General features: G+C 72.2%; 22 protein-coding genes. 14 read left to right on the top strand and 8 right to left on the bottom strand.

Going from position 1 to position 25039, the window contains the following annotated elements; genetic code table 11:
* The first annotated feature begins 31 nt into the window (after nt 1-31).
* The 4 genes from ACQPZP_RS37640 to ACQPZP_RS37625 all read left to right on the top strand — a co-directional run bounded on the left by ACQPZP_RS37640 (nt 32) and on the right by ACQPZP_RS37625 (nt 4561).
* A complete protein-coding gene (locus tag ACQPZP_RS37640) occupies nt 32-832 on the top strand; it encodes a ComF family protein (protein ID WP_433474429.1) in 801 nt (266 codons plus the stop codon).
* 707 nt (nt 833-1539) lie between these two features.
* A complete protein-coding gene (gene hpf, locus ACQPZP_RS37635; RefSeq protein WP_433474428.1) occupies nt 1540-2214 on the top strand; it encodes a ribosome hibernation-promoting factor, HPF/YfiA family in 675 nt (224 codons plus the stop codon).
* A 379-nt stretch (nt 2215-2593) separates the two neighbouring features.
* On the top strand, nt 2594-3244 hold the full coding sequence (locus ACQPZP_RS37630; RefSeq protein ID WP_279484379.1) for a response regulator transcription factor: 651 nt from the start codon (nt 2594-2596) through the stop codon (nt 3242-3244).
* A 51-nt stretch (nt 3245-3295) separates the two neighbouring features.
* Nucleotides 3296-4561, top strand: a complete 1266-nt coding sequence (locus ACQPZP_RS37625) for a winged helix-turn-helix domain-containing protein (RefSeq protein ID WP_433474427.1) — start codon at nt 3296-3298, stop codon at nt 4559-4561.
* Here ACQPZP_RS37625 and ACQPZP_RS37620 read toward each other — a convergent pair.
* Nucleotides 4552-4890 carry an HGxxPAAW family protein gene (locus ACQPZP_RS37620; RefSeq protein WP_433474426.1) on the bottom strand — a complete coding sequence of 113 codons (339 nt, stop codon included), beginning with the start codon at nt 4888-4890 and terminating at the stop codon, nt 4552-4554. The two genes, ACQPZP_RS37625 and ACQPZP_RS37620, sit on opposite strands and share 10 nt — an antisense overlap.
* A gap of 183 nt (nt 4891-5073) precedes the next feature.
* On the opposite strand from ACQPZP_RS37620, the gene secA reads away from it, so the two are divergent.
* Nucleotides 5074-8073, top strand: coding sequence for a preprotein translocase subunit SecA (gene secA / locus ACQPZP_RS37615; protein WP_433474425.1), 3000 nt, complete (start codon nt 5074-5076; stop codon nt 8071-8073).
* A 47-nt stretch (nt 8074-8120) separates the two neighbouring features.
* Here the strand turns inward: secA and ACQPZP_RS37610 are convergent, their stop codons facing one another.
* The 3 genes from ACQPZP_RS37610 to ACQPZP_RS37600 all read right to left on the bottom strand — a co-directional run bounded on the left by ACQPZP_RS37610 (nt 8121) and on the right by ACQPZP_RS37600 (nt 10900).
* Nucleotides 8121-8537 (bottom strand): Rv3235 family protein, encoded by a 417-nt coding sequence (locus ACQPZP_RS37610; RefSeq protein WP_433474424.1) that lies wholly within the window; start codon nt 8535-8537, stop codon nt 8121-8123.
* Between the two features lie 231 nt (nt 8538-8768).
* Complete coding sequence (locus ACQPZP_RS37605; protein WP_433474423.1) at nt 8769-10136, bottom strand: PTS transporter subunit EIIC; 1368 nt, start codon at nt 10134-10136, stop codon at nt 8769-8771.
* A 23-nt stretch (nt 10137-10159) separates the two neighbouring features.
* Nucleotides 10160-10900 carry a GntR family transcriptional regulator gene (locus ACQPZP_RS37600; RefSeq protein WP_433464421.1) on the bottom strand — a complete coding sequence of 247 codons (741 nt, stop codon included), beginning with the start codon at nt 10898-10900 and terminating at the stop codon, nt 10160-10162.
* Between the two features lie 382 nt (nt 10901-11282).
* On the opposite strand from ACQPZP_RS37600, the gene nagA reads away from it, so the two are divergent.
* Genes nagA through ptsP form a run of 7 tightly spaced genes read left to right on the top strand, consistent with a single transcriptional unit; the run spans nt 11283 to nt 16879 of the window.
* Nucleotides 11283-12443, top strand: coding sequence for an N-acetylglucosamine-6-phosphate deacetylase (gene nagA / locus ACQPZP_RS37595; protein ID WP_433474422.1), 1161 nt, complete (start codon nt 11283-11285; stop codon nt 12441-12443).
* Nucleotides 12440-13480: an SIS domain-containing protein gene (locus ACQPZP_RS37590; protein WP_433474421.1), complete on the top strand. Its 1041-nt coding sequence runs from the start codon at nt 12440-12442 to the stop codon at nt 13478-13480. Before nagA ends, ACQPZP_RS37590 begins: the two co-directional genes overlap by 4 nt.
* A gap of 43 nt (nt 13481-13523) precedes the next feature.
* The gene (locus tag ACQPZP_RS37585; RefSeq protein WP_433464418.1) at nt 13524-13757 is read left to right on the top strand and encodes a glucose PTS transporter subunit EIIB; all 234 of its coding nucleotides are present in this window, start codon (nt 13524-13526) and stop codon (nt 13755-13757) included.
* Between the two features lie 19 nt (nt 13758-13776).
* Entirely contained in the window at nt 13777-14226 is a 450-nt protein-coding gene (locus ACQPZP_RS37580; protein WP_433464417.1) for a PTS sugar transporter subunit IIA, read from the top strand.
* Nucleotides 14227-14230: 4 nt separating this feature from the next.
* The gene (locus tag ACQPZP_RS37575) at nt 14231-14908 is read left to right on the top strand and encodes an HAD family hydrolase (RefSeq protein WP_433474420.1); all 678 of its coding nucleotides are present in this window, start codon (nt 14231-14233) and stop codon (nt 14906-14908) included.
* A 14-nt stretch (nt 14909-14922) separates the two neighbouring features.
* Nucleotides 14923-15195: an HPr family phosphocarrier protein gene (locus ACQPZP_RS37570; RefSeq protein ID WP_433464415.1), complete on the top strand. Its 273-nt coding sequence runs from the start codon at nt 14923-14925 to the stop codon at nt 15193-15195.
* A 1-nt stretch (nt 15196) separates the two neighbouring features.
* On the top strand, nt 15197-16879 hold the full coding sequence (ptsP, locus tag ACQPZP_RS37565) for a phosphoenolpyruvate--protein phosphotransferase (protein WP_433474419.1): 1683 nt from the start codon (nt 15197-15199) through the stop codon (nt 16877-16879).
* Between the two features lie 7 nt (nt 16880-16886).
* Here the strand turns inward: ptsP and ACQPZP_RS37560 are convergent, their stop codons facing one another.
* The 4 genes from ACQPZP_RS37560 to ACQPZP_RS37545 all read right to left on the bottom strand — a co-directional run bounded on the left by ACQPZP_RS37560 (nt 16887) and on the right by ACQPZP_RS37545 (nt 22986).
* A complete protein-coding gene (locus ACQPZP_RS37560) occupies nt 16887-17354 on the bottom strand; it encodes a hypothetical protein (RefSeq protein ID WP_433474418.1) in 468 nt (155 codons plus the stop codon).
* Nucleotides 17355-17452: 98 nt separating this feature from the next.
* Nucleotides 17453-19093 carry a glycoside hydrolase family 3 protein gene (locus tag ACQPZP_RS37555; protein ID WP_433474417.1) on the bottom strand — a complete coding sequence of 547 codons (1641 nt, stop codon included), beginning with the start codon at nt 19091-19093 and terminating at the stop codon, nt 17453-17455.
* Nucleotides 19094-19193: 100 nt separating this feature from the next.
* Nucleotides 19194-21371: a transglycosylase domain-containing protein gene (locus ACQPZP_RS37550; protein WP_433474416.1), complete on the bottom strand. Its 2178-nt coding sequence runs from the start codon at nt 21369-21371 to the stop codon at nt 19194-19196.
* Between the two features lie 382 nt (nt 21372-21753).
* The gene (locus ACQPZP_RS37545; RefSeq protein ID WP_433474415.1) at nt 21754-22986 is read right to left on the bottom strand and encodes an N-acetylglucosamine kinase; all 1233 of its coding nucleotides are present in this window, start codon (nt 22984-22986) and stop codon (nt 21754-21756) included.
* A gap of 61 nt (nt 22987-23047) precedes the next feature.
* On the opposite strand from ACQPZP_RS37545, the gene ACQPZP_RS37540 reads away from it, so the two are divergent.
* Both ACQPZP_RS37540 and ACQPZP_RS37535 read left to right on the top strand, forming a co-directional pair.
* Nucleotides 23048-24034 carry a MurR/RpiR family transcriptional regulator gene (locus tag ACQPZP_RS37540; RefSeq protein WP_433474414.1) on the top strand — a complete coding sequence of 329 codons (987 nt, stop codon included), beginning with the start codon at nt 23048-23050 and terminating at the stop codon, nt 24032-24034.
* Nucleotides 24031-24927 (top strand): N-acetylmuramic acid 6-phosphate etherase, encoded by an 897-nt coding sequence (locus tag ACQPZP_RS37535; protein WP_433474413.1) that lies wholly within the window; start codon nt 24031-24033, stop codon nt 24925-24927. The genes ACQPZP_RS37540 and ACQPZP_RS37535 overlap by 4 nt, the downstream gene beginning before the upstream one ends.
* Nucleotides 24928-25039 lie beyond the last annotated feature (112 nt).

Here is a 25039-nt window from a genome sequence, read left to right as displayed (position 1 = left end):
TGGGCGGGGCGGGCGCGGCATCGTCCGTGGCATGAACGTTCTCGCCGATCTGATCGAGCTTCTCCTGCCCGAACGCTGCGCCGGCTGCGCGCAGGTACCCGTCCTGCTGTGCGAGACGTGCGCGAGACCTCTGCGGGCGGCTGCGCGTCCCGCCGGGACCGCGCCGGCCGGGCTGCCCCCTCCGTGGACGGTCGCCTCCTATGAGGGGCCTCTTCGCACCGTCCTGGCCGCCTACAAGGAGCGGGGGCGCACCGCGCTCGCCGTGCCTCTCGGAGAGGCCCTGGCCACCGCCGTCCGGGCCGCCCTCACCGCGTCCGGGCCGGGCCCGCCCGCCGCTGATCGGGCTGCGTGCGGGCTCTCGGGAGAACGGGCCACCGGGGCGTCCGCGCCACGCTCACGGGAGCCCTGCGCGCCATACGGGCGAGGGACCGGGGTGCGGAGCCGGGATCCCGCCTCCGATCCTCTCGTGGTCTGGGTGCCCTCCGCGCGCCGGGCGGTGCGGCGGCGCGGGCATGACGCGCTCCGCGGGACGGCCGAGGCCGCGGTGCGCCGCCTGCGGGCGGACGGCCTGCCCGTGACGGCGGTGGGCGCCCTGCGGCAGCGCGGCCGGGTCGCGGACCAGGCCGGCCTCTCGGCTTCGCAGCGTGCCGCCAACCTGAGCGGGGCGATCGAAGCGCGCGCGGAGGTCGCCGGGCGCCAGGTCGTGCTGGTGGACGACGTGGTGACGACGGGCGCCTCCCTCGCCGAGGCGGCGCGGGCCCTCCGTGCGGCAGGCGCCGACGTCGCCGGAGCGGCGACCATAGCCGCCACCCCACGCCACAGACCCTGGTAACTCCGGGCGAATGGTGACTTTCTTCACGTTTGGCGCGTGGGGCGGTAGTCAGTGACGATGTGTAGTCGGAGGGTGTCCGGCTTGTCGGGTGTTGGGTGGATGTTTGGAGTTAATCGAGTCACATCGCTTCATGGAGGGGTAGAGATTTCCCAAACTCACTGGCAGGTCATTCCCAGCTGACCTGCGTCGGCATGGAGGGCGTGAGCGTCGTGCACCGGGGGTCTCACGGCTTGTGAGGGGCGTCGGCGAGGGGGCCGGGGAACCCGGTACGGCAGTCATCGATGACGGTCAGTGAGTATTTCCTCGCCCCACCCCCCTGACATTCGTGGCGTAAGGGGTTAGCGTTCCTGACATGGCACCCGCCCGGGTCCGTGGTTGCGTTGGATCGCAGTGCCCGTCAGGGGCATGGCAGACGATCCGGCTAGCCGATGCCAGGCGCAGGCGAAACGGCCCACGTAAGGCGACTTCTCGTCGACCGATCACGGTGCGCCTTAGAGGTAAGTCCTGCCCCGGCGGGGGATCCGACATCCCCCGAACCGGGAGAAGGGCAGTAGTGGCGAGAGCGCCGCGAGCCCCTCAGCAGGCGGATGTGGGGACGAAGACCAGGTCGGCCGGGCGGGTGCGACCCACCGTCCTGTGGTGCCCGTCCGGGACCGTCAGGGGTCCCGGACGGGTGAGAAACGCAACCGGGAGAAGGGGGGTCCCACGTGAACATCACCGTGAGGGGCCGGCACACCGAGGTCAACGACAGGTTCCGTCGGCATGTCGACAACAAACTGGCCAGGATCGAACGGCTCAACCAGAAGGTCATCCGCGTGGATGTGGAGGTGTCCGAGGAACGTAACCCACGGCTGGCCGACCAGCGCGAAAGGGTGGAGCTCACGATTCGCTCCCGCGGCCCGGTGATCCGGGCCGAGGCCGCCGCCGACGACCGCTACGGCGCCCTCGACCTCGCGCTGGACAAGCTGGAGTCACGGCTCCGCCGCGACTCCGAGCGGCGCAAGGGCCACGGCGTCAAGAACCACGGCGGCAAGGGCCGCGCGAAGCTCGCGACGATGGAACCGCTCCCCGAGGCGCTCCCTCCCACACCCCCCGAGACCGCGGCGAAGACAGCGCGCCGAGCCGAGGCCGAGGCCGAGGCGGCCGTGACGGTCTCGCCGGATGAGAACTTCGTCCCCATCCCCATGGACGGCGACGGCCCCCTCGTCGTCCGCGAGAAGTTCCACAAGGCCGAGCCGATGGGCATCGAGCAGGCGCTCTTCGAGATGGAACTCGTGGGTCACGACTTTTTCCTGTACCGGGACAAGGCCACCGGGCACCCTTCGGTCGTATATCGGAGAAGAGGCTGGGACTACGGAGTCATCAGGCTTGTCGAAGAGTGATGCGGTTCTCGCCTCACGTCACCGTCCGAACCATGTCATGATCTGAAAAGGCGCATCAGCCGATCCACGGACGCGGCGCGTCCCGGGAACCACCCGGGGCGCGCGGCGGTTGACCGGGTGACACCCGGTCCGAAATCCCCCGGGTTCGTCCCCGGACCCCGTAGGTTCCCGAGGACGACCCGTGGGGGAACGGCCCTCCGGTAGTTCCAGATCGCTGAATAGTGAAGGGGGGAAGCGGCGTCTCCTCCACGCCGCGACTCTGGTGAGCGAGAATCCCGAGGCTCGCGACGCCGCGGCGGTACCCCGTCAGACCGGCGCCGGCGGCACCCCCGCCGACCGGGAGGCGGCACAGCCGACCGGGGCGGCCGACCCCATCCGCGTGCTCATCGTCGACGACCACGCGCTCTTCCGCAGAGGTCTGGAGATGGTCCTCCAGGGCGAGGACGACATCGAGGTCATCGGCGAGGGCGGCGACGGGCACGAGGCCGTCGAGATGGCCGGCGACCTGCTGCCCGACGTCGTCCTCATGGACATCCGGATGCCCCGCCGCAGCGGTATCGAGGCGTGCACGGCGATCAAGGACGCCGCGCCCAGCGCGAAGATCGTCATGCTGACCATCAGCGACGAGGAGGAGGACCTCTTCGAGGCGATCAAGGCCGGGGCCAGCGGCTACCTGCTCAAGGAGATCTCCATCGACGAGGTCCCGCAGGCGGTCCGCGCGGTGCACGGCGGCCAGTCGCTGATCAGCCCGTCGATGGCGTCCAAGCTCATCACGGAGTTCGCCGCGCTCGCCAAGCGCAGCGAGGAGCGCACGCAGCAGGTGCCCGCGCCGCGTCTCACCGAACGCGAGATGGAGGTGCTGCGCCTCGTCGCCCGCGGCCTCGGCAACCGCGAGATCGCCCGCGAGCTGTTCATCTCCGAGAACACCGTGAAGAACCACGTCCGCAACATCCTGGAGAAACTCCAGCTCCACTCCCGCATGGAGGCGGTCGTCTACGCCGTCCGCGAGAAGCTGCTGGAGATCACCTGACCGGCGACCGGCAAATCGGTTTTGTCGGTGTCGTGTCGTAGCATCGCGGGCGTGAGCGAGGCAGACTCCAGCACAGGCGGATCCGGCGTGGCCGAAGTCGGCGCGGACGAGGCGAGACGACTCCAGCTGCGCGCGCAGGGCTTCCTCGGAGCGCGCCCGAAGGGCGGCGTGCCGGCGATGCTGGAACGGCTCGGCGCCGTCCAGCTCGACACGATCTCGGTGCTGGCCCGGTCCCACGAGCTGGTCCCCTACGCCCGCCTGGGCCCGGTCGGACGCAACAGGATCGAGGCCGCCTACTGGGGCGCCGGCAACGGCTCCGCCGCCCCGGCCGAGCACGGGGCGGCCGAGCACGGGGCGGCCGGATACGGGGCGTTCGAGTACTGGGCGCACGCGGCGTCGATCCTGCCGATGGGCGACTGGCCGCTGTTCGCGTTCCGCCGCCGCGCCTACCTGCGCCGCGGCTGGCGCTGGCACAAGGTGCCCGAGGGCGTCTGCGACCAGATCCGCGCGCGGCTGAGGGCGGACGGCCCGCTCACCACCAAGGAGCTCGGCGGTGCCAAGGCGAGCGCCGAATGGTGGGACTGGAGCGACCACAAGATCGGCATCGAGTGGCTGCTGGACATCGGCGAGGTCGTCTGCGTCGAGCGGATCGGCTGGCGCCGCGTGTACGACCTCGCCGAACGGGCCGTCCCGTCCGCGCTCCTCGCGCGGGACCCGGACGACGACGCCTGCCTCACCGCCCTCGTCGCCCGTGCGGGACGCGCCCTGGGGGTGGCCACCCGCGCCGACCTCGCGGACTACTACCGGATCAAGCAGGACCAGGTCGACCGCGTGATAGAGGCCGCCGGGCTCAAGCCCGTCAAGGTCGCCGGCTGGTCGCAGCCCGCCTGGGCCGATCCCGGGGCGCTGGACGTCCCGCCCAAGGGCAGGCACGCCACCACCCTGCTCTCGCCGTTCGATTCGCTCGTGTGGGACCGCGCTCGTGCATCCCGGGTGTTCGGTTTCGACCACCGCCTGGAGGCGTACGTGCCCAAGGCCAAGCGGGTCCACGGCTACTTCGCGATGCCGCTCCTCGCCGGCGGCCGCCTCATCGGACGAGTCGACCCCGCCCGAGAGGGCCGCACCCTCATCGCCCGCCAGGTGTCCCTGGAGCCCTGGGCGACCCGCACCACCACCCGCACCGAAAGTTCGGCGGCGGCCCTCGCCGCCGCCCTGTGGCGTGCCGCGTCCTGGGTCGGCTGCGACGACGTCCGGGTGGAACGGGCCTCCCTGCCCCCCACCCTCCTCAAGTCAGTTTTGGCCGCCGCTCAGCCGTGAGGGGTCTGCTGCGTGTCGGTGGCTATGGGGCGGTCCAGAACCTCGCCCGCCTCGCCGCCGCGGCGCTTGGCGGAGCGCGAGCCGAACAGGGAGTAGTCGACGATCTCGGGGATGACGCGGGGCGCGTCCACGACGACGTCGGCGAACAGGTGGACCATCCAGCTCACGAGCATGCCGGCGACGATGATGGCGGCGCCGACCCAGAACATGACCCACAGGGGGCCGAGGCAGAGCGCGACGCCGCCCACGACGAAACCGGCGAAGATGATGGTGACGGCGACCCATGAACTCGGCCGGCCGGCGTGCGAACCATGCGACTCTTCGGACATTGCGCCTCCCCTCCAGATGGTCTGGACATCCTCTCCGCGACCCGGAAGGCCAAACGGAACACGCTGTGGATTGCGCTGCGGAGTGACCTAGACCATTCTGGGACTCGCCTACGATGGGCATCGTACGTGTGGTGTGCGCGCCGCCGGGGGCGGTGAACCACGATCTGCAAGGAGCCTTCTAGAGTGCCGCCAGTCATCGACAAGATCCTTCGTGCGGGCGAGGGCAAAATTCTGCGCAAGCTCAAGAAGCTCGCGGATCAGGTCAACTCGATCGAGGAGGACTACCTCGAGATGAGTGACGCCGAGTTGCGCGAGCAGACTGAGAAGTTCAAGGAGCAGTTCGCCGAGGAGGTGGCAGCGCTCACCGACAAGGGCGTCCATGAGAAGGACGCGGAGCGCGAAGTCCTCAACGAGATCCTGCCCTACGCTTTCGCGACCGCCCGTGAGGCCGCCCGCCGGGTGCTGGGCCAGCGTCATTACGACGTGCAGATCATGGGTGGCGCGGCGCTGCACATGAGCGAGCACCGGGCCTCTGACGATGAGAGGCGTGACGGTGACGACACCGGCCTGATCCGCAGTAGCCGCCATGTCGGTTACATCGCGGAGATGAGGACCGGTGAGGGCAAGACCCTGACCTGCGTGCTCCCCGCCTACCTCAATGCGCTGACCGGCAAGGGCGTGCACGTCGTCACGGTCAACGACTACCTTGCGAAGCGCGACGCCGAGTGGATGGGACGCGTCCACCAGTTCCTCGGCCTCGAGGTCGGCGTCATCCTCCCGCAGATGACCCCGGACGAGCGGCGCGCGGCCTACAACGCCGACATCACCTACGGCACGAACAACGAGTTCGGGTTCGACTACCTGCGCGACAACATGGCGTGGAGCCTGGAGGAGTGCGTCCAGCGCGGCCACAACTTCGCGATCGTGGACGAGGTCGACTCGATCCTCATCGACGAGGCCCGCACCCCGCTGATCATCTCGGGGCCGGCCGAGCAGAACTCCAAGTGGTACTCGGAGTTCGCCAAGGTCGTCCCGCGGCTGAAGCGCGCCGAACTGATCAGCACGGCCGGCCAGGTGGACGAGTACGGCCCCGGCGACTACGAGGTGAACGAGAAGAAGCGCACGGTCGGCATCACCGAGGCGGGCGTCGAGAAGGTCGAGGACTGGCTCGGCATCGACAACCTCTACGACTCGGTCAACACGCCGCTGGTGAGCTTCCTCAACAACGCGCTGAAGGCCAAGGAGCTCTACAAGCGCGACAAGGACTACGTCGTCATGAACGGCGAGGTCCTGATCGTGGACGAGTTCACCGGCCGCATCCTGCACGGCCGCCGCTACAACGAGGGCATGCACCAGGCCATCGAGGCCAAGGAGGGTGTGTCGATCAAGGACGAGAACCAGACGCTCGCCACGATCACCCTGCAGAACTACTTCCGCCTCTACAACAAGCTGTCCGGTATGACGGGCACGGCCCAGACCGAGGCGGCCGAGTTCAACAAGACGTACAAGCTCGGCGTCGTGCCGATCCCGACGAACAAGCCGATGATCCGCGAGGACGTGGCGGACGTCGTCTACAAGACCGAGCAGGCCAAGTTCGAGGCCGTCGTGGACGACATCGCCGAGCGGCACGAGAACGGCCAGCCGGTCCTGGTCGGCACGACCTCGGTCGAGAAGTCCGAGAAGCTGAGCAGGATGCTCAAGCGGCGCGGCATCGCGCACCAGGTGCTGAACGCCAAGCACCACGAGCAGGAGTCGGCGATCGTCGCGGAGGCCGGCCGCAAGGGCGGCGTCACCGTCGCGACCAACATGGCGGGCCGCGGCACCGACATCATGCTCGGCGGCAACCCCGACTTCCGCGCCGACCTGGAGCTGCACCAGCGCGGGCTGTCCCCGCTGGAGACGCCCGAGGAGTACGAGGCGGCCTGGCCGGAGGCGCTGGAGAAGGCCAAGGAGGCCGTCAAGGGCGAGCACGAGGAGGTCGTCAAGAACGGCGGCCTGTACGTCCTCGCCACCGAGCGGCACGAGTCGCGGCGCATCGACAACCAGCTGCGCGGCCGGTCCGGCCGGCAGGGCGACCCGGGCGAGTCCCGGTTCTACCTGTCCCTTGAGGACGACCTGATGCGGCTGTTCAACTCGGCCCGCGTCGAGGCGATCATGACGCGGCTCAACATCCCGGACGACGTGCCGATCGAGTCCAAGATCGTGTCGAACGCGATCAGGTCGGCGCAGAGCCAGGTCGAGCAGCAGAACTTCGAGATGCGCAAGAACGTCCTGAAGTACGACGAGGTGCTGAACCGGCAGCGCAAGGTCATCTACGCCGAGCGCCGCAAGGTGCTGGAGGGCGAGGACCTGCACGACCAGGTCTGCCGCATGATCGACGAGGTCGTCGCGGGCTACGTCGCGGGCGCCACCGGCGAGGGCTTCGCCGAGGACTGGGACCTCGACAAGCTGTGGAAGGCGTTCGAGGACCTCTACCCGATCTCCATCACGGTGGACGAGCTGGTCGAGGAGGTCGGCGGCGACATCTCCGGCCTGGACGCCCAGACGCTGGCGGACAAGATCCGCGACAACGCCCAGGCGGCCTACGCCGCCCGCGAGGAGGAGCTCAGCGCGGACGTCATGCGCGAGCTGGAGCGCCGGGTCGTGCTGAACGTCCTCGACCGCAAGTGGCGCGAGCACCTCTACGAGATGGACTACCTCCAGGAGGGCATCGGCCTGCGGGCCATGGCGCAGCGCGACCCGCTGGTCGAGTACCAGCGCGAGGGCTACGACATGTTCAACGCGATGCTCGACGGCATCAAGGAGGAGTCGGTCAGCTACCTGTTCCACCTGGAGGTCCAGGTCGAGGACCAGCCGGAGACCCCGGTCGTGGGCGCCACCCCCGTCTCCGTCGCCAAGTCCGCCCCCGAGGCCGACACGGCGGAGGACGACGAGGAGGACGAGGCCGAGGACGTGGAGGCCGAGGAGGCCCCCGCGATCAAGGCGAAGGGCCTCGACGCGCCGAAGCGTCCGAAGAAGCTGGAGTACTCGGCCCCGACCGTCGACGGCGACGGCGGCGTGGAGCACCACAGCGAGGAGACCAAGGACGAGTACGCGGACGTGAACCGCAACGACCCGTGCCCCTGCGGCTCGGGCAAGAAGTTCAAGCGCTGCCACGGCGACCCGCGCAACAAGGGCAAGTAGGGCATCGGAAAGCGGCCTCCCGCACGCGGGAGGCCGCTTTCCGCATGTCAGGGGGCGGTCGTCTCAAGGGCCGTGCAGCGCCATCGTCCTCGCATGTGCTCCAGCCGCAGGGCGAGCGCGTGGACCCGCCCGGCCACGACCACCACCGCGACCGTCTCCGCCACCGCCGCCGACGGCCGCTGCAGCCGCGTCGACAGCACCTTGGGCGGGACCACCCGCCTCCCATGCGCGCCCGGCCCGTGCCGTGCGGCCATCACCCGGCACACCGCCGGGACGGCCACGAGCGACAGCTGGTGCGCCGGACGCGTCCCCGCCAGCACCTCCACGACGAGCCGTACGGCCGCGCCGGCAACGGCCCGCACCTCCGCGTCCACCCCGTCCCCGGGCCGGACCAGCCGCAGCGCGGGTCCGCGCGCCGGAGCCGCCGCGGGCCGCAACGCGAGCGCTCCCCGCGTCACGGGCACCGGCCGGTACCGAACGAAACGAACAGCCGCTGGCTTGACCGGACGTCGCATGAAACCTCCCGACTCGTTTAAGAACAGGAGTCGCGAGCGCCGCGAAAAATACACCCTGACCACACGCGGTCACCCACGTAACAAGGCCGGCTCGCGTCCCCAGCCTGTGAGGGGGACGAGAGCCGGCCTTGAGCGGGCGCCGCGAACAGGGGGTGAAGGGCTCGCGGCGCCCGTGGGAGGTCAGCCGCCGGCCGGGGAGTCCTGCGGTTCGGCGCTGCCCTTCCGGACCTTCTTCTTTCCGCCGGCGAGTTCGGGGTCGGCGCCCGCGTCGGCGGCCGTCGACTCCTCGTCGTCGGGTTCCCGGCCGGGGGTCGCGAAGTTGAACTTCACGATCAGGAATTTGAAGATGAAGTAGTACAGGAAGAAGTACAGGACGCCCATTCCGAGGATGAGCGCCAGTCCCTTCGTGTTGTCCTTCGAGGCGTTCAGCAGCAGGTCGATGCCGCCTGCGGAGAACCCGAAGCCGAGCTGGGCGCCGGCCGCCTCCAGGACCGCCATCGAGATGCCGGTGAGGACGACGTGCACCGCGTACAGGACCGGCGCGACGAACATGAACGCGAACTCGATCGGCTCGGTCACGCCGGTGACGAACGCGGTGAGGGCGGCGGAGATCATGATGCCGCCGACCGCGGGACGGCGGTGCGGGGGAGCGGCGCGCCAGATGGCGAGGGCCGCGCCGGGCAGGCCGAACATCAGCACCGGGAAGAACCCGGCGAGGAAGCCGCCCGCGTGCGGGTCGCCGGCGAGGTAGCGGTTGATCTCGCCGTGGACGGTGCCGTCCGGGCCGTTGTAGGAGCCGAACACGAACCAGATGAGCGAGTTCGGGATGTGGTGCAGGCCGAACGGGAGCAGCAGCCGGTTGACGACGCCGTAGATGCCGGCGCCGGCCGCGCCCGCGCCGGTGATCCAGTTGCCGAAGTCGGTGAGCCAGCTGCCGAACACCGGCCAGATGAAGCCGATGAGGACGCCGAGCACCAGGGCGGCGAGCGCGGTGATGATCGGGACGAACCGGCGGCCGCCGAAGAACGCGAGGTAGGTGGGCAGCTTCACCCGGTAGAACCGCTGGTAGAGCAGTGCGGCGACGACGCCGATGAGGATGCCGCCGAGGACGTCGGTGGGGTTCTTGGCCCCGAAGTCGATGACCTCCTTGGGCGCGCCGTCCACCATCTTGGTGATCAGCACGTTGCCCTTGAGCTCGGCGGTGTGCGAGAACATGATCTTGGAGACCTGGTCGTAGACCAGGTAGCCGACCACGGCGGCGAGCGCGGTGGAACCGTCGGACTTCTTGGCGAAACCGATCGCCACGCCGACCGCGAACAGCAGCGGAAGATGGTCGAACAGGGCCTGGCCGGCGCCGCCGACGACCTCGGCGACCCGGATCCAGCCGAGGCCGTCCGCGCCGAGCATGTCGGGCTGGCCGAAGCGGAGCAGCAGGGCGGCGGCGGGCAGCACGGCGATCGGCAGCATCAGGCTGCGGCCGATCCGCTGCAGCACCGCGAGGGCGCTCGACCCTCGGCGCGGTGCGGATTCCACTGTTGTCGCAGTCATCGCGAGGTCCCTCCTCAGGGGTTTCAGGAGTTCGGCGGGGGATTTCCGAGGGCCGTGTGGATCTGGTACCGGTCTGCCCGGTAGGTCGACATGCCCAGCTCGGCGCACACGCCTCCGGTGTAGGACCGGCGCTGGAGGAGCAGCACGGCACTGCCCCGGGCGATCTGCAGGTGTTTGGCGTCGGCCGCGTCGGCGAGGCCGGCGTCGATGGTCTGGTCGCCCGCGTCGAAGACCAGCCCGTAGACCGCTTCGAGGACGCCGTACAGGGAGCGGTCCGCGAGCCTGCGGTCGAGAAGGTCGGGGGCGAGTGCGGCCAGGATGTGCGCGCGTTCGAGGGCCATCGGCTCGCCGTCGGCGGTGCGCAGCCGCTCGAAGACGTGGATCTGGGTGCCGGGTTCGACGTCGAAGACGCGGGCGAGGCGCGCGTCGGCCGGGACGGTCCGCCGGTCCAGGTCGATCGCGCCCGGCCGCAGCCCGCGGGCCAGCATGTCCTCGGTGAACGAGACGAGCCGCAGCGGCATCTCGATCTTCGGCCGGGCGACGAAGGTGCCCTTGCCGGGGACGCGGTAGAGCCGCCCCTCGGAGACGAGCTGGTCGACGCCCTGCCGGACGGTCATGCGGGACAACCGGTACTGGACGCACAGCTCGCGCTCCGATGGGATCGGGGCGTCGACGGGCAGTTCCGCGCTCTCGATGAGGTCGAGCAGGATGGCGCGGAGCTGGAAGTACTTCGGTACCGGGCTGTGCGGATCGATGGTCGTCACGGGGGTGTCCTCGATGGCCGTGGGCCGGATCGATGGGATTCGCCGGGTTTCGACGGTTGGGTGGGCTTGGCGGTTGTTCGATGGTATTCGGCTTGGTTCGTACTGGTCTAGGCCGGACTAGACCACAGCCGAAAAGGCATGTCAATGCACGAATCCGTAACGGCCCGGTCACGCGGCGGCGAACTCAAGATCGACAAAGTCGCAGGTCAAACCGTCCTCCCGGACGGGGCATCCGCTTCCGGCGGCGGACGAGTTTCGTCCTGCATCTTCATCTCCATCCGATTCGTGGAGTATGGTGCGTACCGGTCTAGTCCGGACTAGACCAGTGAGAAAATCCCGAGGAGACGACCCGCGACCATCGCGTCACAGAGAGTGCGCCCCCATGGCATCACTGCTGATCACGGCCAACCGCATGATCATTACCCCCGCGGGCAGTCCTACCCGCGTGGTCTCCCCGGGATACGTGCGCGTGGAGAACGGCGTGATCGCCGAGGCCGGGGAGGGACGTCCGGCCGGCGTGCCCGACGCCGACCTGCCCGACGGCCTCCTCGCGCCCGGGCTGGTCGACCTCCAGGTGAACGGCTTCTTCGGCCACGACATGGTGGACGCGGACGAGAGCGGCTGGCACACCGTCGTCTCCCGCCTCCCCGAGACCGGCGTGACCGCCTTCCTCCCCACCTTCATCACCGCCCCGGTCGCGACGCAGGCCGCCGCACTCCGGCGCACCCGCGACCTCCTGCCGGACCTGCCGGACGGGACGCGCGTCCTCGGCGTCCACCTTGAGGGCCCGTTCCTGTCCGAGAAGCGCCGCGGCGCGCACAACGCCGCGCACCTCGCCGACCCGGCGCCCGACGCGATCCGGACCCTGCTGGAGACGGGCCTCGTCAAGCTCGTCACCCTCGCGCCGGAACGGGACGGCGCGCTCGACGCGATCCGCACCCTGACCGAGGCCGGCGTCCTGGTCAGCGTCGGGCACAGCGACGCCACCGCCGCGCAGGTCAAGGCCGCGGCCGACGCCGGAGCCCGCAAGGTCACCCACATCTTCAACGCGCAGACCGGCGTCCACCACCGTGACCCCGGCGTGGCCGTGCAGGCGCTCATCGACGACCGGCTGAGCCCCGGTCTCATCCTCGACCTGCACCATGTCGCGCCCGCGGTGGCCGAGCTGGTGTTCCGGGCCGCGCCGGGACGGGTCGTGCTCGTCACCGACGCCGCCTCCTCCGCCGGGATGCCGCCCGGCACCTACGATCTCGGCGGGGAGCCCATCACCATGCCCGAACAGGGCCCTCCGCTGCGCGCCGACGGCACGTTCGCCGGCTCCGGCCTCCGGCTGGACGAGGCGGTCGGCAACGCCGTCGGCCTCGGCCTCGACACGGCCACCGCGGTGGACGCCGCGACCCGGGTCCCGGCCGACCTCATCGGCCGTCCCGACCTCGGCCGGATCGCCCCCGGCGCGGCCGCCGACCTGGTCTGGCTGGGGCCGGACCACCGAGCGCTTGCGACGTGGGTCAACGGGCAGAAACTCTTCGGAGGGGGATCATGACCAGTCTGATGCGCGCCGAGATCGGTGAGCAGCCGGACGCGCTGCGCCGGACGATCGACGCGCTCCTCCCGCGCACGGCCGACATCGGGGCGCTGGCGCGGGAGACCCGGCAGGTGCTGTTCATCGCGCGCGGCTCGTCCGACAACGCGGCGGTGTACGGGCGGTACCTGGTCGAATCGCACACCGGGCGGCTGGCCACGCTCGCCGCGCCGTCCATCGCCACGACCTACCGGCGCCGGCTGGACCTGTCGGGCGTGCTGGCCGTGGCGATCAGCCAGTCCGGCAAGACCGAGGAGATCGTCGAGACCCTCGACTGGGCGCGGGACTGCGGCGCCCGGACGGTCGCGGTCACCAACGGCGCGGCGTCGCCGCTCGCCGAGGCGGCCGAGGTCGCGCTGGTCACGCGGGCGGGCGACGAGATCGCCGTCCCGGCCACGAAGACCTACACGACGCAGCTCGCCGCGCTGTCGGTGCTCGGCCTCGGCCTCGGCGCGGACGTCGCGGTGGACGACCTGCGCCGCGTCCCCGACGAGGTCGCCCGCATGATCACGCTGACCGAGGCGTCCCCGGCGCTGCCCGAGATCGTCCGCGAGCTGGCGGAGGTTCCGGGCGCGGTCGTGTCCGGGCGCGGCATCGCGTTCGGCACCGCGCTGGAGCTGGCGCTGAAGATCAAGGAGGCGTGCTACCTGCACGCCATGGGCCTGTCGTACGCCGACCTGCTGCACGGCCCGATCGCCGTCGTGGACGCGCAGACCCCCGCGCTGCTCGTCGCGGCCGACTCCGGCCCGACCCTGCCCGGTACCGTCGCGCTCGCCCGGCGGGTGGAGAGCGCGGGCGCCCGCGCCTTCGGCGTGGGCGGCGGGACGGAGCTGGCGCGGGCCTGCTCGGCCGCGCTGCCCGGCCCCGGGCTGCCCGAGTGGGTGGCGCCGCTGGGCCTCATCGTCCCCGGCCAGATCCTGGTCGAGAACCTCGCCCGCCGGCTCGGCGTGGACCCCGACGTCCCGCGCGGCCTCAACAAGGTCACCCAGACCGACTGAGCCCAGAGCGGCCGGACGATCCGAACCCGGAAGAGAGAAGAGCATGGACAAGGCCGAGGCCATCATCGCCGCCCTGGGCGGCGCCGAGAACATCGTCGAGATCGAGCCGTGCGCGACCCGGCTGCGCACCGAGGTCTCCGACGCCGGCAAGGTCGACGACGCGGCGCTGAAGAAGGCGGGCGCGTTCGGCGTCATGCGCAGCGGCACCGTCGTGCAGGTCGTCGTGGGCCCGGAGGCCGACACCATCGCCAGCGACATCGAGGACATCCTCGACTGACCCCAAGGGAATCCCTCCAATGACCCGAGTACTGTCACCGGTCGCCGGCCGGGTCGTCGGCCTCGCCGGCGTCCCGGACCCGGTCTTCGCCCAGGCCATGGTCGGCCCGGGCACGGCGGTCGACCCCGAGCGCGGCCGCGGCCACGCCCTCGCGCCGGTCACCGGGAAGATCGTCAAGCTGCATCCGCACGCGTACGTCGTCGTGGACGACGAGGGCCACGGGGTCCTCGTGCATCTCGGCATCGACACCGTCAAGCTGAAGGGGCAGGGTTTCGAGCTCCTCGCCGCCGAGGGCGACGAGGTCACCGCCGGGCAGCCGGTCGTCGGCTGGGACCCGGCGGTGATCGAGGCCGGCGGACGCTCGCCGATCTGCGCGGTCGTCGCGCTCGACGCGGGCGCGGACGCCCTGTCGGATGTGATGGAGTCGGGTGAGGTGACGAAGGGGGCCGAGCTTTTCACATGGAGCTGAGCGCATGGCGGTGATCGGTCTCGGGGCGGCGGTGTTCGATCTCGACGGAACCCTCGTCGACACCGAGCCGCGCAACCGGGTGATGTGGTCGCGGCTGTTCGACGCGCACGGCGTGGCCCACGACGAGGCGCTGATCGCCTCGTTCGCGGGGCGCCGCGGAACCGAGGTGCTGGCGGACGTCGCGCACCTGTTCCCCGGCCGGACGGCCGAGGAGCTGTTCGCGCAGGCGATCTCCTACGAGACGCTGCCGGACATGCCGGCCGTCGCGCCCGTTCCCGGCGCCGTCGGCCTCGTCAGGTCGCTGGCGGAGGCCGGCGTGCCGCTGGCCGTGGTGACGTCGGGGCAGCGTCCGTACGCCGAGGGGCTGCTGGCCGGGCTGGGCATCCGCGACCTGCTCGACCTCGTGGTGACCGCCGGCGACGTCGTCACCGGCAAGCCGCATCCGGAGGGGTACCTCGCCGCCGCCCGCGACCTGGACGTCCCGCCGGAGGAGACGATCGGGTTCGAGGACGCCCCGGCGGGCGTGGCGGCCGTCAAGGCCGCGGGCATGACGTGCGTCGGGGTGGTCACCACGCAACCGGTGGGCGCGCTGGCCGAGGCCGACCATGTGGTGGCCGATTTCAGGGAAGTGGACGTCGTGCCGGGCCCCGCGCTGCGGGTGCGCCGGCCGGTAACGAGTTAATGGGAGAGAGTCCGGTGACCGAGCGCAACGTCAAGATCGAGTCCAGGGTGGGGCTGCACGCGCGGCCGGCCGCGTTGTTCGTCCAGACCGCGGCCAAGGCCCCGATGGACGTGACCGTGGCCAAGCGCGGTGGCGCCCCGGTGAACGCCAAGAGCATCCTCGCCGTGCTGGGCATGGACGCGCGGCACGGCGAGGAGATCGTGCTGTCCGCGGAGGGCGAGGGCGCCGTCGAGCTCCTCGACGACCTGGAGAGGCTGCTGTCCACGCCGGAGCCCGAGGAGGCGTGACATGGGCGAGGTGCTGCGGGGCGCGGGCGTCAGCCCCGGTGTCGGGTTCGGGCCGGTCCGGAGCATCGCCGGGGCCGTCCCCGAACCGCCCGCCGGGGCGCGGCACGGCGGCGACGCCGCCGCCGAGCGGGACACGGCGCTGGCCGCGCTGGAGGCCGTCGCCGCCGACCTGGAGGAGCGCGGGCAGCGCGCCGCCGCGGCCGGCAACACCGACGGGCGGGACGTCCTGAACGCGCAGGCCCTGATGGCCCGCGACCCCGGCCTCGCCGACGGCGTCGGCGCCAAGGTCGGCGAGGGGACGTCGGCGGCCCGCGCCGTGTTCGAGGCGTTCGGCGTCTACCGGGACATGCTCGCGGGGGCGGGCGAGTACATGGCCGCCCGGGTCACCGATCTCGACGACATCCGCGACCGCGCGATCGCCCGGCTGCTCGGCCTCCCGATGCCCGGCGTCCCGGAGTCGGACGAGCCGTTCGTCCTGGTCGCCCGCGACCTCGCCCCGGCGGACACGGCCGTCCTCGACCCGGCGCACGTCGTCGCGTTCGTGACGGAGGAGGGCGGCCCGACCAGCCACACCGCGATCCTGGCCCGGACGATGGGCGTGCCCGCCGTCGTCGCGCTCCAGGGCGCCACGTCGCTCGCCGACGGGACCCGCGCCCTCGTCGACGGCGCGGCGGGGACGGTGCGTCCCGACCCGTCCGGCGACGAGGTGGCGGCGGCGCGTGCCTCCGCCGCCGCCCGCGCGTCGGTCCTGAAGGAGTCAACGGGACCGGGCGCCACCAAGGACGGGCACGCCGTCCCGCTGCTGGCGAACGTCGGCGGCCCGAAGGACGTCGAGGCGGCGCTGGCCAACGGCGCCGAGGGCGTCGGGCTGTACCGGACCGAGTTCCTGTTCCTGGACCGCGCGACGCCCCCGTCCGGCGAGGAGCAGGAAGAGGCGTACCGGAGGGTGCTGGAGGCGTTCCCGCACGGCCGCGTGGTCGTCCGGACGCTCGACGCCGGCGCCGACAAGCCCCTCGCGTTCCTGCCCGCCCCCGGCGACGAACCGAACCCGGCGCTCGGCGAGCGCGGTCTGCGGATGATGCGCCGGCACCCGGACGTGCTGGCCTCCCAGCTCGCGGCCCTCGCCCGCGCCACCGCGGGCCTGACCGTGAAGCTCCAGGTCATGGCGCCGATGGTGACGGACGCGGGCGAGGCGGCCTACTTCGCGGCCGCCTGCCGGGACGCGGGCATCGCGCATCCCGGCGTCATGGTCGAGGTCCCCGCCGCCGCGCTCCGGGCCGGCGACCTGGCGCCCGAGGTCGAGTTCTTCAGCATCGGCACCAACGACCTCACCCAGTACGCCTGCGCGGCGGACCGGCAGGTCGGCGGGCTCGCGCACCTGCAGGACCCGTGGCAGCCGGCCGTCCTCGACCTCGTCGCCCCGGCGGCCGGCGCGGGCGTCCCGTGCGGGGTCTGCGGCGAGGCGGCCGGCGATCCGGCGCTCGCCTGCGTGCTGGTGGGTCTCGGGGTGACGTCGCTGTCGATGAGCGCCCCCTCCCTGCCGCTGGTGCGGGCCGCGCTCGCCCGGCACACGCTGGACGAGTGCCGGAAGGCGGCCGGCGCGGCCCGGGCCTCGCGCTCCGCCGAGCAGGCCAGGGAGGCCGCCCGCGTCCACCTGCCCGGCCTCGCGGACCTCGGGCTGTGACCGGCGGTCAGCCCGCGATCTGCCAGTAGGTCCGGGTCTTGCGGAGGGTGAAGCTCGCGGCCAGGAGGCCGCCCGGGCTCGCGGGCTCACCCTTCCACCGCAGGTCCTCGAACCGGACGGTGCAGTCCCCGCCGGACCCTTTCGCGCAGACCGGGACCGTCACGCCGCGCAGCGCCGCGACGTTCCGCGGACCCAGCTTCGCGCGGGCCCGGGCGAGCCCCGAACGGCAGCGTCCGGGCGCGCCGAACACCCGCCGCTCGTGTTCGGGCGTCAGATACGCGCATGACTTCACGTTCCCCGCGGCGACTCCGCGCAGGTACTTGTACAGCGCGAGGCGCGCCGGAAGGGTCTCCTGCGGGGAGGACGCGTTGGACGGGACGACGAACCGGGAGTCGCTGGGTTCGGGGGTGAGCGGCGGCATCGTGACGTCGTCCTTGCCGCCGCAGGCTCCCAGCAGCGGAAGTAACAGCATCATGGCGAGGGACGGCCGGACACGCACGGGGACCTCCTGGGGGCACGAAGGCGGCCCGATCCTCCCAGCAGAGGGGCCGTCGCGTCCATCGGAAGCGGTCCCTACCGGTAGTTCATGCCGTATCCGGCGGGTTTGCCGCCCGCGGGGACCGGGAGCCTGCCCGTCGGTTTCACCGCGCCGCTCAGGACCCCGGCCAGCGCCTCCACCGACACGCCGCTGGAGGAGTAGGTGGCGAGCGCGGCCTCGGCGTTCCCGGCCGCGTCGAGGTCGTAGGGGCGGCCGAGCGCCGCGACGACCACCGGCTTCGGCCCGAGTGCCCGGATCCGGGACGCGGTCGCCGATCCCGCGTTGGCGGTCGTCAGCACGGTGACGTCCGCAGCGCCGGGCGCCGCGGTAGCGACGCCCTGGCGGCGCAGAGCCGCCTGAAGCCGGCCGCTGTCCGGCCCGGAGACGGCGACCTTCTTCCCTTTGAGCGGCAGCAGGCCGCCGTCGTTGCGGACCAGCGTGACAGAGTGCTCGGCGACCCGCCGCGCCGCGGCCTTGTGCTCGGCCGTGCCGATCGCCGCGCCCGCCTTGGCCGGGTCGGCGGCCGTCCCCTGGAACAGGCCGCGCCGCTGCTTGAGCCTGAGGATCCGCGTCACCGAATCGTCCAGCCGCTTCCGCGTGATCTTCCCGGACCGGACGGCCTTCAGCACCGCGTCGTAGGCGCGCGGCAGGCTCGGCGGCATCAGCAGCTGGTCGGCGCCCGCGTTGATCGCCCGGACGGGGACGACCGAGTCGCCGTACTTCTCCCGCACCCCCGCCATCTCCAGCGAGTCGGTGGTGATGACGCCCTGGTAGCCGAGCTTCTCCCGCAGCAGCCCGGTGAGGACCGTCTTCGACAGGGTGGACGGGTCGCCCGACCCGTCGAGCTTCGGCACGACGATGTGCGCGGTCATGACGATGTCCACGCCTGCGGCGATCGCGGCCTTGAACGGCGGCGCGTCCAGCCGCTCCCAGGTGGCGCGCGAATGCTCGATCACCGGCAGCCCGGTGTGGCTGTCGGTCGCGGTGTCGCCGTGACCGGGGAAGTGCTTGGCGGTCGCGGCGACCCCCGCGGCCTGGTAGCCGCCGATCGCGCCCTGCACCAGCGTGGACGCCGCCGCCGGTTCGGACCCGAACGAGCGCAGCCCGATCACCGGGTTGCGCGGGTTCACGTTCACGTCGGCGTCCGGCGCGTAGTCGAGGTTGATCCCGACCGCGCGCAGCTCGGCGCCGGTGACCTGCGCGGCGGCGCGGGCGTCGGCCGGGCTGCGGGTCGCGCCCAGCGCCATGTTGCCGGGGAACGCGGTGATGAACGGCGTGCGCGAGACGATGCCCTGCTCCTCGTCCACGCCGAGGAGCAGGGGGATCTTGGACGCCTTCTGCAGCGCGTTCGACTGCGCGGCGGTCTTCGCGGGGGTGGCGATGTTGCCGGGGAAGTAGATCAGCCCGCCGACGTGGTACTTCCTGATCTTGGTCAGCGCGTCGGCGCGGCTGGAGAACGTGGGGACGAACAGCTGCCCGACCTTCTCCGCCGCGCTCATCTTCGCGATCTGGCCGGGGATCCACGCGTCCGGCGCCGGCGTCGCCGGTGAACCGGGCGCGGCGGAGCGGGCGGACGGCGTCCGCCCGCCCTTCCCGCCTTCGCCGCCGCCGCAGCCCGCGGCCCCGCCTGCCAGCAGGGCCGCCGCCGCGAGCGCGAGGGAACGTGAGGCACGCACCTGACCAGGCCCCCCGACATGGTCTCGGTCACTCGGTCGCATCGGACGCCCGCGACCGTAGCCGCTCCCGGGGGCCGCTGTCGACTCGATCTCTCCCGGATCAGCGCGGGCCGGCTGTCGGGACGTCCGTTTCGCGGGCCTTCTCCTGGGCGGCCTTCTCCTGGGCGGCCTTGCGGCGGGCGACCTCCGGCGGCAGGGCGGAGGACGGCGCGGTGGAAGGCGTGGGGGAAGGCGCACCGCCGTCCTGGCCGCCGGGCTTCGGCTTGCCGGTGTTCTGCCCGGTCCGGTTCGGTTTCGACGGGTCGGCGTCGACCCAGTTCGCGGCCACGCCCGAGAACGCGGGCTCGGGGAACGGCTGGGCCGGCAGGTCGCGGGTGACCTTGTCCATGAAGGACTGCCAGATCGTCGCCGGCAGGTTCTCCCCGGCGACCGTCCCGGTGAAGCCGGGCAGATTCCGCAGCGTCGCGGGCTTGGCGTTGCCGAGCACCACGGCCGTCGAGACCTGGGGGACGAAACCGACGAACCAGGCGGCGCGGTTGTGCTCGGTGGTGCCCGTCTTGCCCGCGGCCTCGCGGTCGGACAGCGCCGCGCGGGTGCCCGTCCCGCCCCTGACGGTGGCCCGCATCGCGTAGGCGGCCTGCGCCGCCTGCTCGGCGTCCAGCACTCGGCGCCCCGGCCGGTCCCAGGGCAGCGGGACCCGCCGGCCGCGCGCGTCGACGACCTTGGTGACGAGGTGGGGGACGACGGACGTGCCGCCGTTGGCGAACGCCGCGTACCCGGCGGCCTGGGTGACCGCCGAGACGTCGGGGATGCCGAGCGCCACCCCTGCCTGCCCCTTGAACGGCGCGAGGGCGTCGCCGGGAACCCCGAACAGCCGCGCGGTCTCCAGGACGTCCGAGATCCCCGTCTTCAGCGCGGCCTTCACGTATCCGGTGTTGACCGACAGGGCCGTCGCCTTGACCAGGTCCACCGTGCCGAGCGAGCCGATCTCCTCGTCGTTGTCGACCTCGTAGCCCGGCGCGGTCATCGGCGTGACGTCGCCGTTCGGCGCGAACTTCTGCGGGGACCTGCCGCTCACCCTCGTCCGGACGCTGAGGCCCTTGCGCAGCGCCGCGGCCAGCACGTACGGCTTGAACGTGGAGCCCGCCTGCGCGACCGGCGCGAACACCGAGTCGACCTGGCTGCGCTTCGGGTCGCCGCCGTAGAGCGCCTTGACCGCGCCGGTCCGGGAGTCGACGGCGACGAGCCCGGCGCGCACGGTCCCCGGCCACCGCGGCTCGTCCGCCTGGCGCATGGCCTGTTCGGCGTGCCGCATCCAGCGCTGGTCCAGCCCGGTGTAGATCTTCAGGCGGCCGTTCACGACGCTGTCCATCGGGATGCCGATGCCCGCGAGCTCCTCCTCGACCCGCTGCCGGACGAGGAGGTCCTGGCCGGACAGGCCGACACCGGTCCACTCGGCCTGCGTCCTCGGGAAGCGCTGCCGGTCGGCCTCGGCCCGGCTGAGCCTGCCCATCGACACCATCCCGTCCAGGACGTACTTCCAGCGGGTGCGCAGCGCGCGGGCCGCGGCGCCGTCGCCCTGCGTCCGGAAGTACGTCGGCCGCTGGATCATCGCGCCGAGCAGGGCGCACTCGGCGACGTCGAGCTGCCAGACGTCCTTGTCGAAGTAGGCGCGGGCCGCCGCCTGCACCCCGGAGGTCTGCCGGCCGAAGTAGATCGTGTTGAGGTACAGGTCGAGGATCTCGTCCTTGCCGCGGTTCCGGTCGAGCTTCACCGCGATGAAGATCTCCTTGATCTTGCGGCGCATCGTCCGGTCGCGGCTGAGCCCCTTGAAGTAGTTGCGGGCGAGCTGCTGGGTGATGGTCGAGCCGCCCTGGGTGTCGCGCCCGGACGCGTTGTTCCACAGGGCGCGGAACGTCCCGGTGGGGGAGACGCCGTGGCCGCCGTAGAAGCCGCGGTCCTCGGCGGCGAGCACCGCCCAGCGCAGCCGGTCGGGGATCTGGTCGTGCCGGACGCTCTCACGGTTGGCGCCGAGGCGGAACAGCGGCGTCCGGCCGTCGGCGTAGTAGACCGTGGAGCCCTCGTCGGTGACGCCGTCCTGCGGCTGTGTCGGCAGCGGGGTCCGGATGTAGGCGACGGCGGTGACGACGGCCGGCAGGACGACCGATGTGATGATCATCACGATCGCCCTGCGGCGCGGGCGCAGCAGGGCTCGGACGGCGCGGGACAGGCGGGTGAGGGCAGGCCGGAAACGGCGTGCCCTGGGGAGGGAGTGCATGCGACCTCGTTCGACGTGGAGTACGGAGTCGGCCGTCGTCCGGGCCATGGGAGCGCAGGGCGGGCATGCGTCTGGCATGCGCGAGGTAGCTGGGGCGCCTGCGGGTCGGTGGAGATGTCCCGCGCGGACGACGCTGCGGAGTAACGCAGTCGATTCGGTAGGGCCACGCCTGTGGCCGGTGGTCCCGCAGGACACGGCCCCATCGGGACCGGTCCCACGGCTCTGCTGCCACCGTGGTAACAGCTTAATCACGATGGACCCCGGGATCGCAAGCGATTGCGGATCTTGTGGGGTCCATCGCGATGAACCTGGCGGCCGGGCCGGATCGGGGCGGCCGGGCCGGAGCCGGACGGGGCCTTCCGCCGCGGAGGCGGGGGACGGCTCAGCCGGGCAGGGGGTGGCCGAGGCGGCGCAGTGCCATCCCGGCCGCGCCGACGGCCCCGTCGCCGGCGCTGCGCGGCGCTTCGGTGAAGCGGGCGCGCAGCCCGGTGCGGACGGCCTCGGCGACGGGGCCTTCACGGAGCACCGAGCCGTGCATGACGACCGGTGCGCGGGGGTCGGACAAGGCCGGGCGCACCGCGTCGACGTCGCGCAGCAGCCACTGCGCGGCCTCCTCGGTGATGCGCCTGGCCACGGGATCGCCGGCGGCCGCGGCGGCGGCGACGACCGGGCCGAGCCGGCCGAGGGCCGCGGGCGGGCGGCCGTACACCTCCTTGATGATCGCTTGGGCGAGACGGGGGTCGGGCGGGGCTCCGGGCGACTCGGCCCGGCCCGGTGGCCCGTGCGGGCCGGTCGGCCCGTTGCCGGGAGCGGGGTAGGGAGCGGACGGCGGATAGGCGGACGGCGGACAGGCGGATTCGGGGACCAGCACGGCGGTGCCCGTGCCGCCCCCGCCCGGGGATGCCCCTCCGGAGACGAGCGTGGCGGGTTGCGGGAGCACGGAGGGACCCGGTGACGACGAAGGGGCGCCGGCCATGGCCAGCGCCCTTGGGTGGCGGGGTCTTCGCCGTTCCGAGTCGATCTCCGCGACCACGGTGGCGCCGAGCAGCGCCCGGGGGACCGAATCGGTGAGCAGCGTCGGGGAGCCGCGGCCGTCGTAGGCGGCGAGCGCCGCCCGGACGGCCTCCTTCCCGAGCCACACCGCCGAACCCTCGTCCCCGACGAGCCAGCCGTAGCCGTCCGCGCGCTGCACGATCGTCCCGTCGTTGATGACCGCCGCGCCGGCGCCCGTGCCGGAGAACACCACGATGCCCTTGGGCTCGCTGGTTCCGGCGGCGAACGCCACCGCGATGTCGGTCACCACCGCGGGCGAGCCGCGCAGCCCGACGGCCTGCCATGCCCGGCGCGCCGCGGTGACGGCGGCGGGCCGGCCGGCGGAGCCGGCACCGGCGATCCCGAAGACGCCGGTGAGGATGTGGGTACGGTCCAGGTCCCCCAGCGCCTCCCGCAGGGCGGTGGTCAGCGCGCCGGCGGTGTCGCCTCCTGAGTTGGGGTTGGCCCCGGGGCCGGTGCCGGAACCGGCCAGGGCACCCCCGAGCGTCAGCACGACGCAGCGGGTCTTCGTGCCACCCGCGTCGATACCGACCACGTAAGGACCGGCCAAATGGGTCAACACATGGCGACCGTAGCCTTTTCTACCGTTGACGTGACATCCTGCGCGTAAGAAAATTTCCTCCATGAGGAAACCCATCGGCCCCGAAGGGGGCCCCGAGCGGGGGATCACGGGGGAGCCCGGAGCGTCACGGGGCGACGCGGCCGGCCAGTCCAAGGACAGGGACGCCACACCGCTGAGCACCGTGGTGCGCGTCCGATCGTTGCTGCCCTCGCTGCCTCCCGCCGAGCGACGAGTCGCTCAACGCGTCATCGACGACCCCGAAGGGGTCGCCAACTCCACCATCACCGAGCTCGCGCAGACCTGCGGCACCTCCGAGACCACCGTCATCAGGTTCTGCCGCGCGATCGGGTTCCACGGCTACCCGGAGCTGCGGCTGACCCTCGCCACCGAGGCGGGACGGGCCCAGAGCGCCACCGGCGGCCGGATCATCGGCAGCGACATCAGTCCCGACGACTCCCTCGAACAGATCGTTGAGAAGGTGACCTTCGCCGATGCCCGGGCCGTCGAGGAGACCGCCGCCCAGCTCGACATCAAGATGCTCGAGCAGGTCGTGGACGCGGTCGTCGCCGCGGAGCGGGTGGACGTCTACGGCGTCGGCGCCAGCGCGTTCGTCGCCGCCGACTTCCAGCAGAAGCTGCACCGGATCGGACGGGTCTGCTCGGCCTGGGCGGACGCCCACATCATGCTCACCAGCGCCGCCGTGCTCGGCCCCGGCGACGTGGCGATCGGCATCTCGCACACCGGCGCGACGGTGGAGACCATCGACGCGCTGGAGGTCGCGAAGACCAGGGGCGCGAAGACTGTGGCGCTCACCAACTTCCCGAAGTCCCCGATAGCGGAGGTGGCGGACCTGATCCTGACGACGGCCGCACGGGAGACGACCTTCCGCTCGGGCGCCACCGCCAGCCGGCTGGCGCAGCTCACGGTGGTCGACTGCGTCTTCGTCGGAGTGGCGCAGCGCACCTACGGGCCGACCCGCAAGGCCCTGGAAGCCACGTTCGAGGCGGTCCGCGGGCGGACCGTGCGACCCGACCGGAGGCGTCGGTGATCGATTGCGAGCTCCCCACCGAGGGACGGAACCCCCGGACCCTCGACGTCGACACGCTGCCGACCATGGAGGTGCTACGCCTGATCAACACGGAGGACGCGACCGTGCCGATGGTCGTCGCCTCCGTCCTGCCCGAGGTCGCCCGGCTGGTCGACCTCGCCGTCGACTCCCTGCGCGCGGGCGGCCGCGTGCACTACTTCGGCGCCGGGACGTCCGGCCGGCTCGCGGTGCTCGACGCCGCCGAGCTGCCCCCGACGTTCGGCATCTGGGGCCGGGTGGTGGCCCACCACGCCGGCGGCCCCGGCGCGCTGTCCCAGGCCATCTCGGACGTCGAGGACGACGTGGAGCTCGGCCGCCGGGACGCCCGCGACGTCCAGCCGGGCGACGTCGTCGTCGGCATCGCGGCGAGCGGCCGCACCCCGTACGTGGTGGGGGCGCTGCGCGCCGCCGCCGCGGCCGGGGCGCGCACCGCGCTGATCAGCTGCAACCCGCACACGCCGTACGGGGACGAGGTGGAGGTGCACATCGGGCTCGCCACCGGGCCCGAGGTGATCAGCGGGTCCACCCGGATGAAGGCGGGCACGGCGACCAAGCTGGTGCTCAACTCCTTCTCCACCACGCTGATGATCAGGATGGGGCGCACCTACTCCAACCTGATGGTCAGCGTGAACGCGCTCAATTCCAAGCTGCGCACCCGGCTGGTGCGCATTCTCACCGAGGCGACGGGCATGGACGCCCGCACCTGCGAGAACGCGCTGGCCGAGGCAGGGGGGAACACTCGCGTCGCGCTGGTCTCGCTGCTCGGCGAGGTGCCGGCGGCACGCGCGACGATGGTGCTGGAGGAGACCGACGGCGGTGTCCGCGAGGCCCTCCAGCGGCTCAGATCGGCCTGACCGGGGAAGGGTGACCCGATCCGGGGTCACCGCGGGAGACCGGCCGGCGCGGGAGACGCCGGGCGGTCCCCGTGGTCATGCGATCGTCCCCGCACCGATCGCATGATCACGG

Origin of the sequence: Spirillospora sp. CA-142024 (genome assembly GCF_050942325.1) — a bacterium.
Lineage (GTDB): Bacteria > Actinomycetota > Actinomycetes > Streptosporangiales > Streptosporangiaceae > Spirillospora.
This window is presented reverse-complemented; position numbering and strand designations above follow the sequence as displayed.

Bases quoted from the DNA above. Each gene is read 5' to 3' on its own strand.
- ACQPZP_RS37640 (WP_433474429.1), top strand. From the start codon at position 32: ATGAACGTTCTCGCCGATCTGATCGAGCTTCTCCTGCCCGAACGCTGC.
- ACQPZP_RS37620 (WP_433474426.1), bottom strand. From the start codon at position 4,890: ATGTCCGAAGAGTCGCATGGTTCGCACGCCGGCCGGCCGAGTTCATGG.
- ACQPZP_RS37605 (WP_433474423.1), bottom strand. From the start codon at position 10,136: ATGACTGCGACAACAGTGGAATCCGCACCGCGCCGAGGGTCGAGCGCC.
- nagA (WP_433474422.1), top strand. From the start codon at position 11,283: ATGGCATCACTGCTGATCACGGCCAACCGCATGATCATTACCCCCGCG.
- ACQPZP_RS37590 (WP_433474421.1), top strand. From the start codon at position 12,440: ATGACCAGTCTGATGCGCGCCGAGATCGGTGAGCAGCCGGACGCGCTG.
- ACQPZP_RS37585 (WP_433464418.1), top strand. From the start codon at position 13,524: ATGGACAAGGCCGAGGCCATCATCGCCGCCCTGGGCGGCGCCGAGAAC.
- ACQPZP_RS37580 (WP_433464417.1), top strand. From the start codon at position 13,777: ATGACCCGAGTACTGTCACCGGTCGCCGGCCGGGTCGTCGGCCTCGCC.
- ACQPZP_RS37575 (WP_433474420.1), top strand. From the start codon at position 14,231: ATGGCGGTGATCGGTCTCGGGGCGGCGGTGTTCGATCTCGACGGAACC.
- ptsP (WP_433474419.1), top strand. From the start codon at position 15,197: ATGGGCGAGGTGCTGCGGGGCGCGGGCGTCAGCCCCGGTGTCGGGTTC.
- ACQPZP_RS37560 (WP_433474418.1), bottom strand. From the start codon at position 17,354: ATGATGCTGTTACTTCCGCTGCTGGGAGCCTGCGGCGGCAAGGACGAC.
- ACQPZP_RS37550 (WP_433474416.1), bottom strand. From the start codon at position 21,371: ATGCACTCCCTCCCCAGGGCACGCCGTTTCCGGCCTGCCCTCACCCGC.
- ACQPZP_RS37540 (WP_433474414.1), top strand. From the start codon at position 23,048: ATGAGGAAACCCATCGGCCCCGAAGGGGGCCCCGAGCGGGGGATCACG.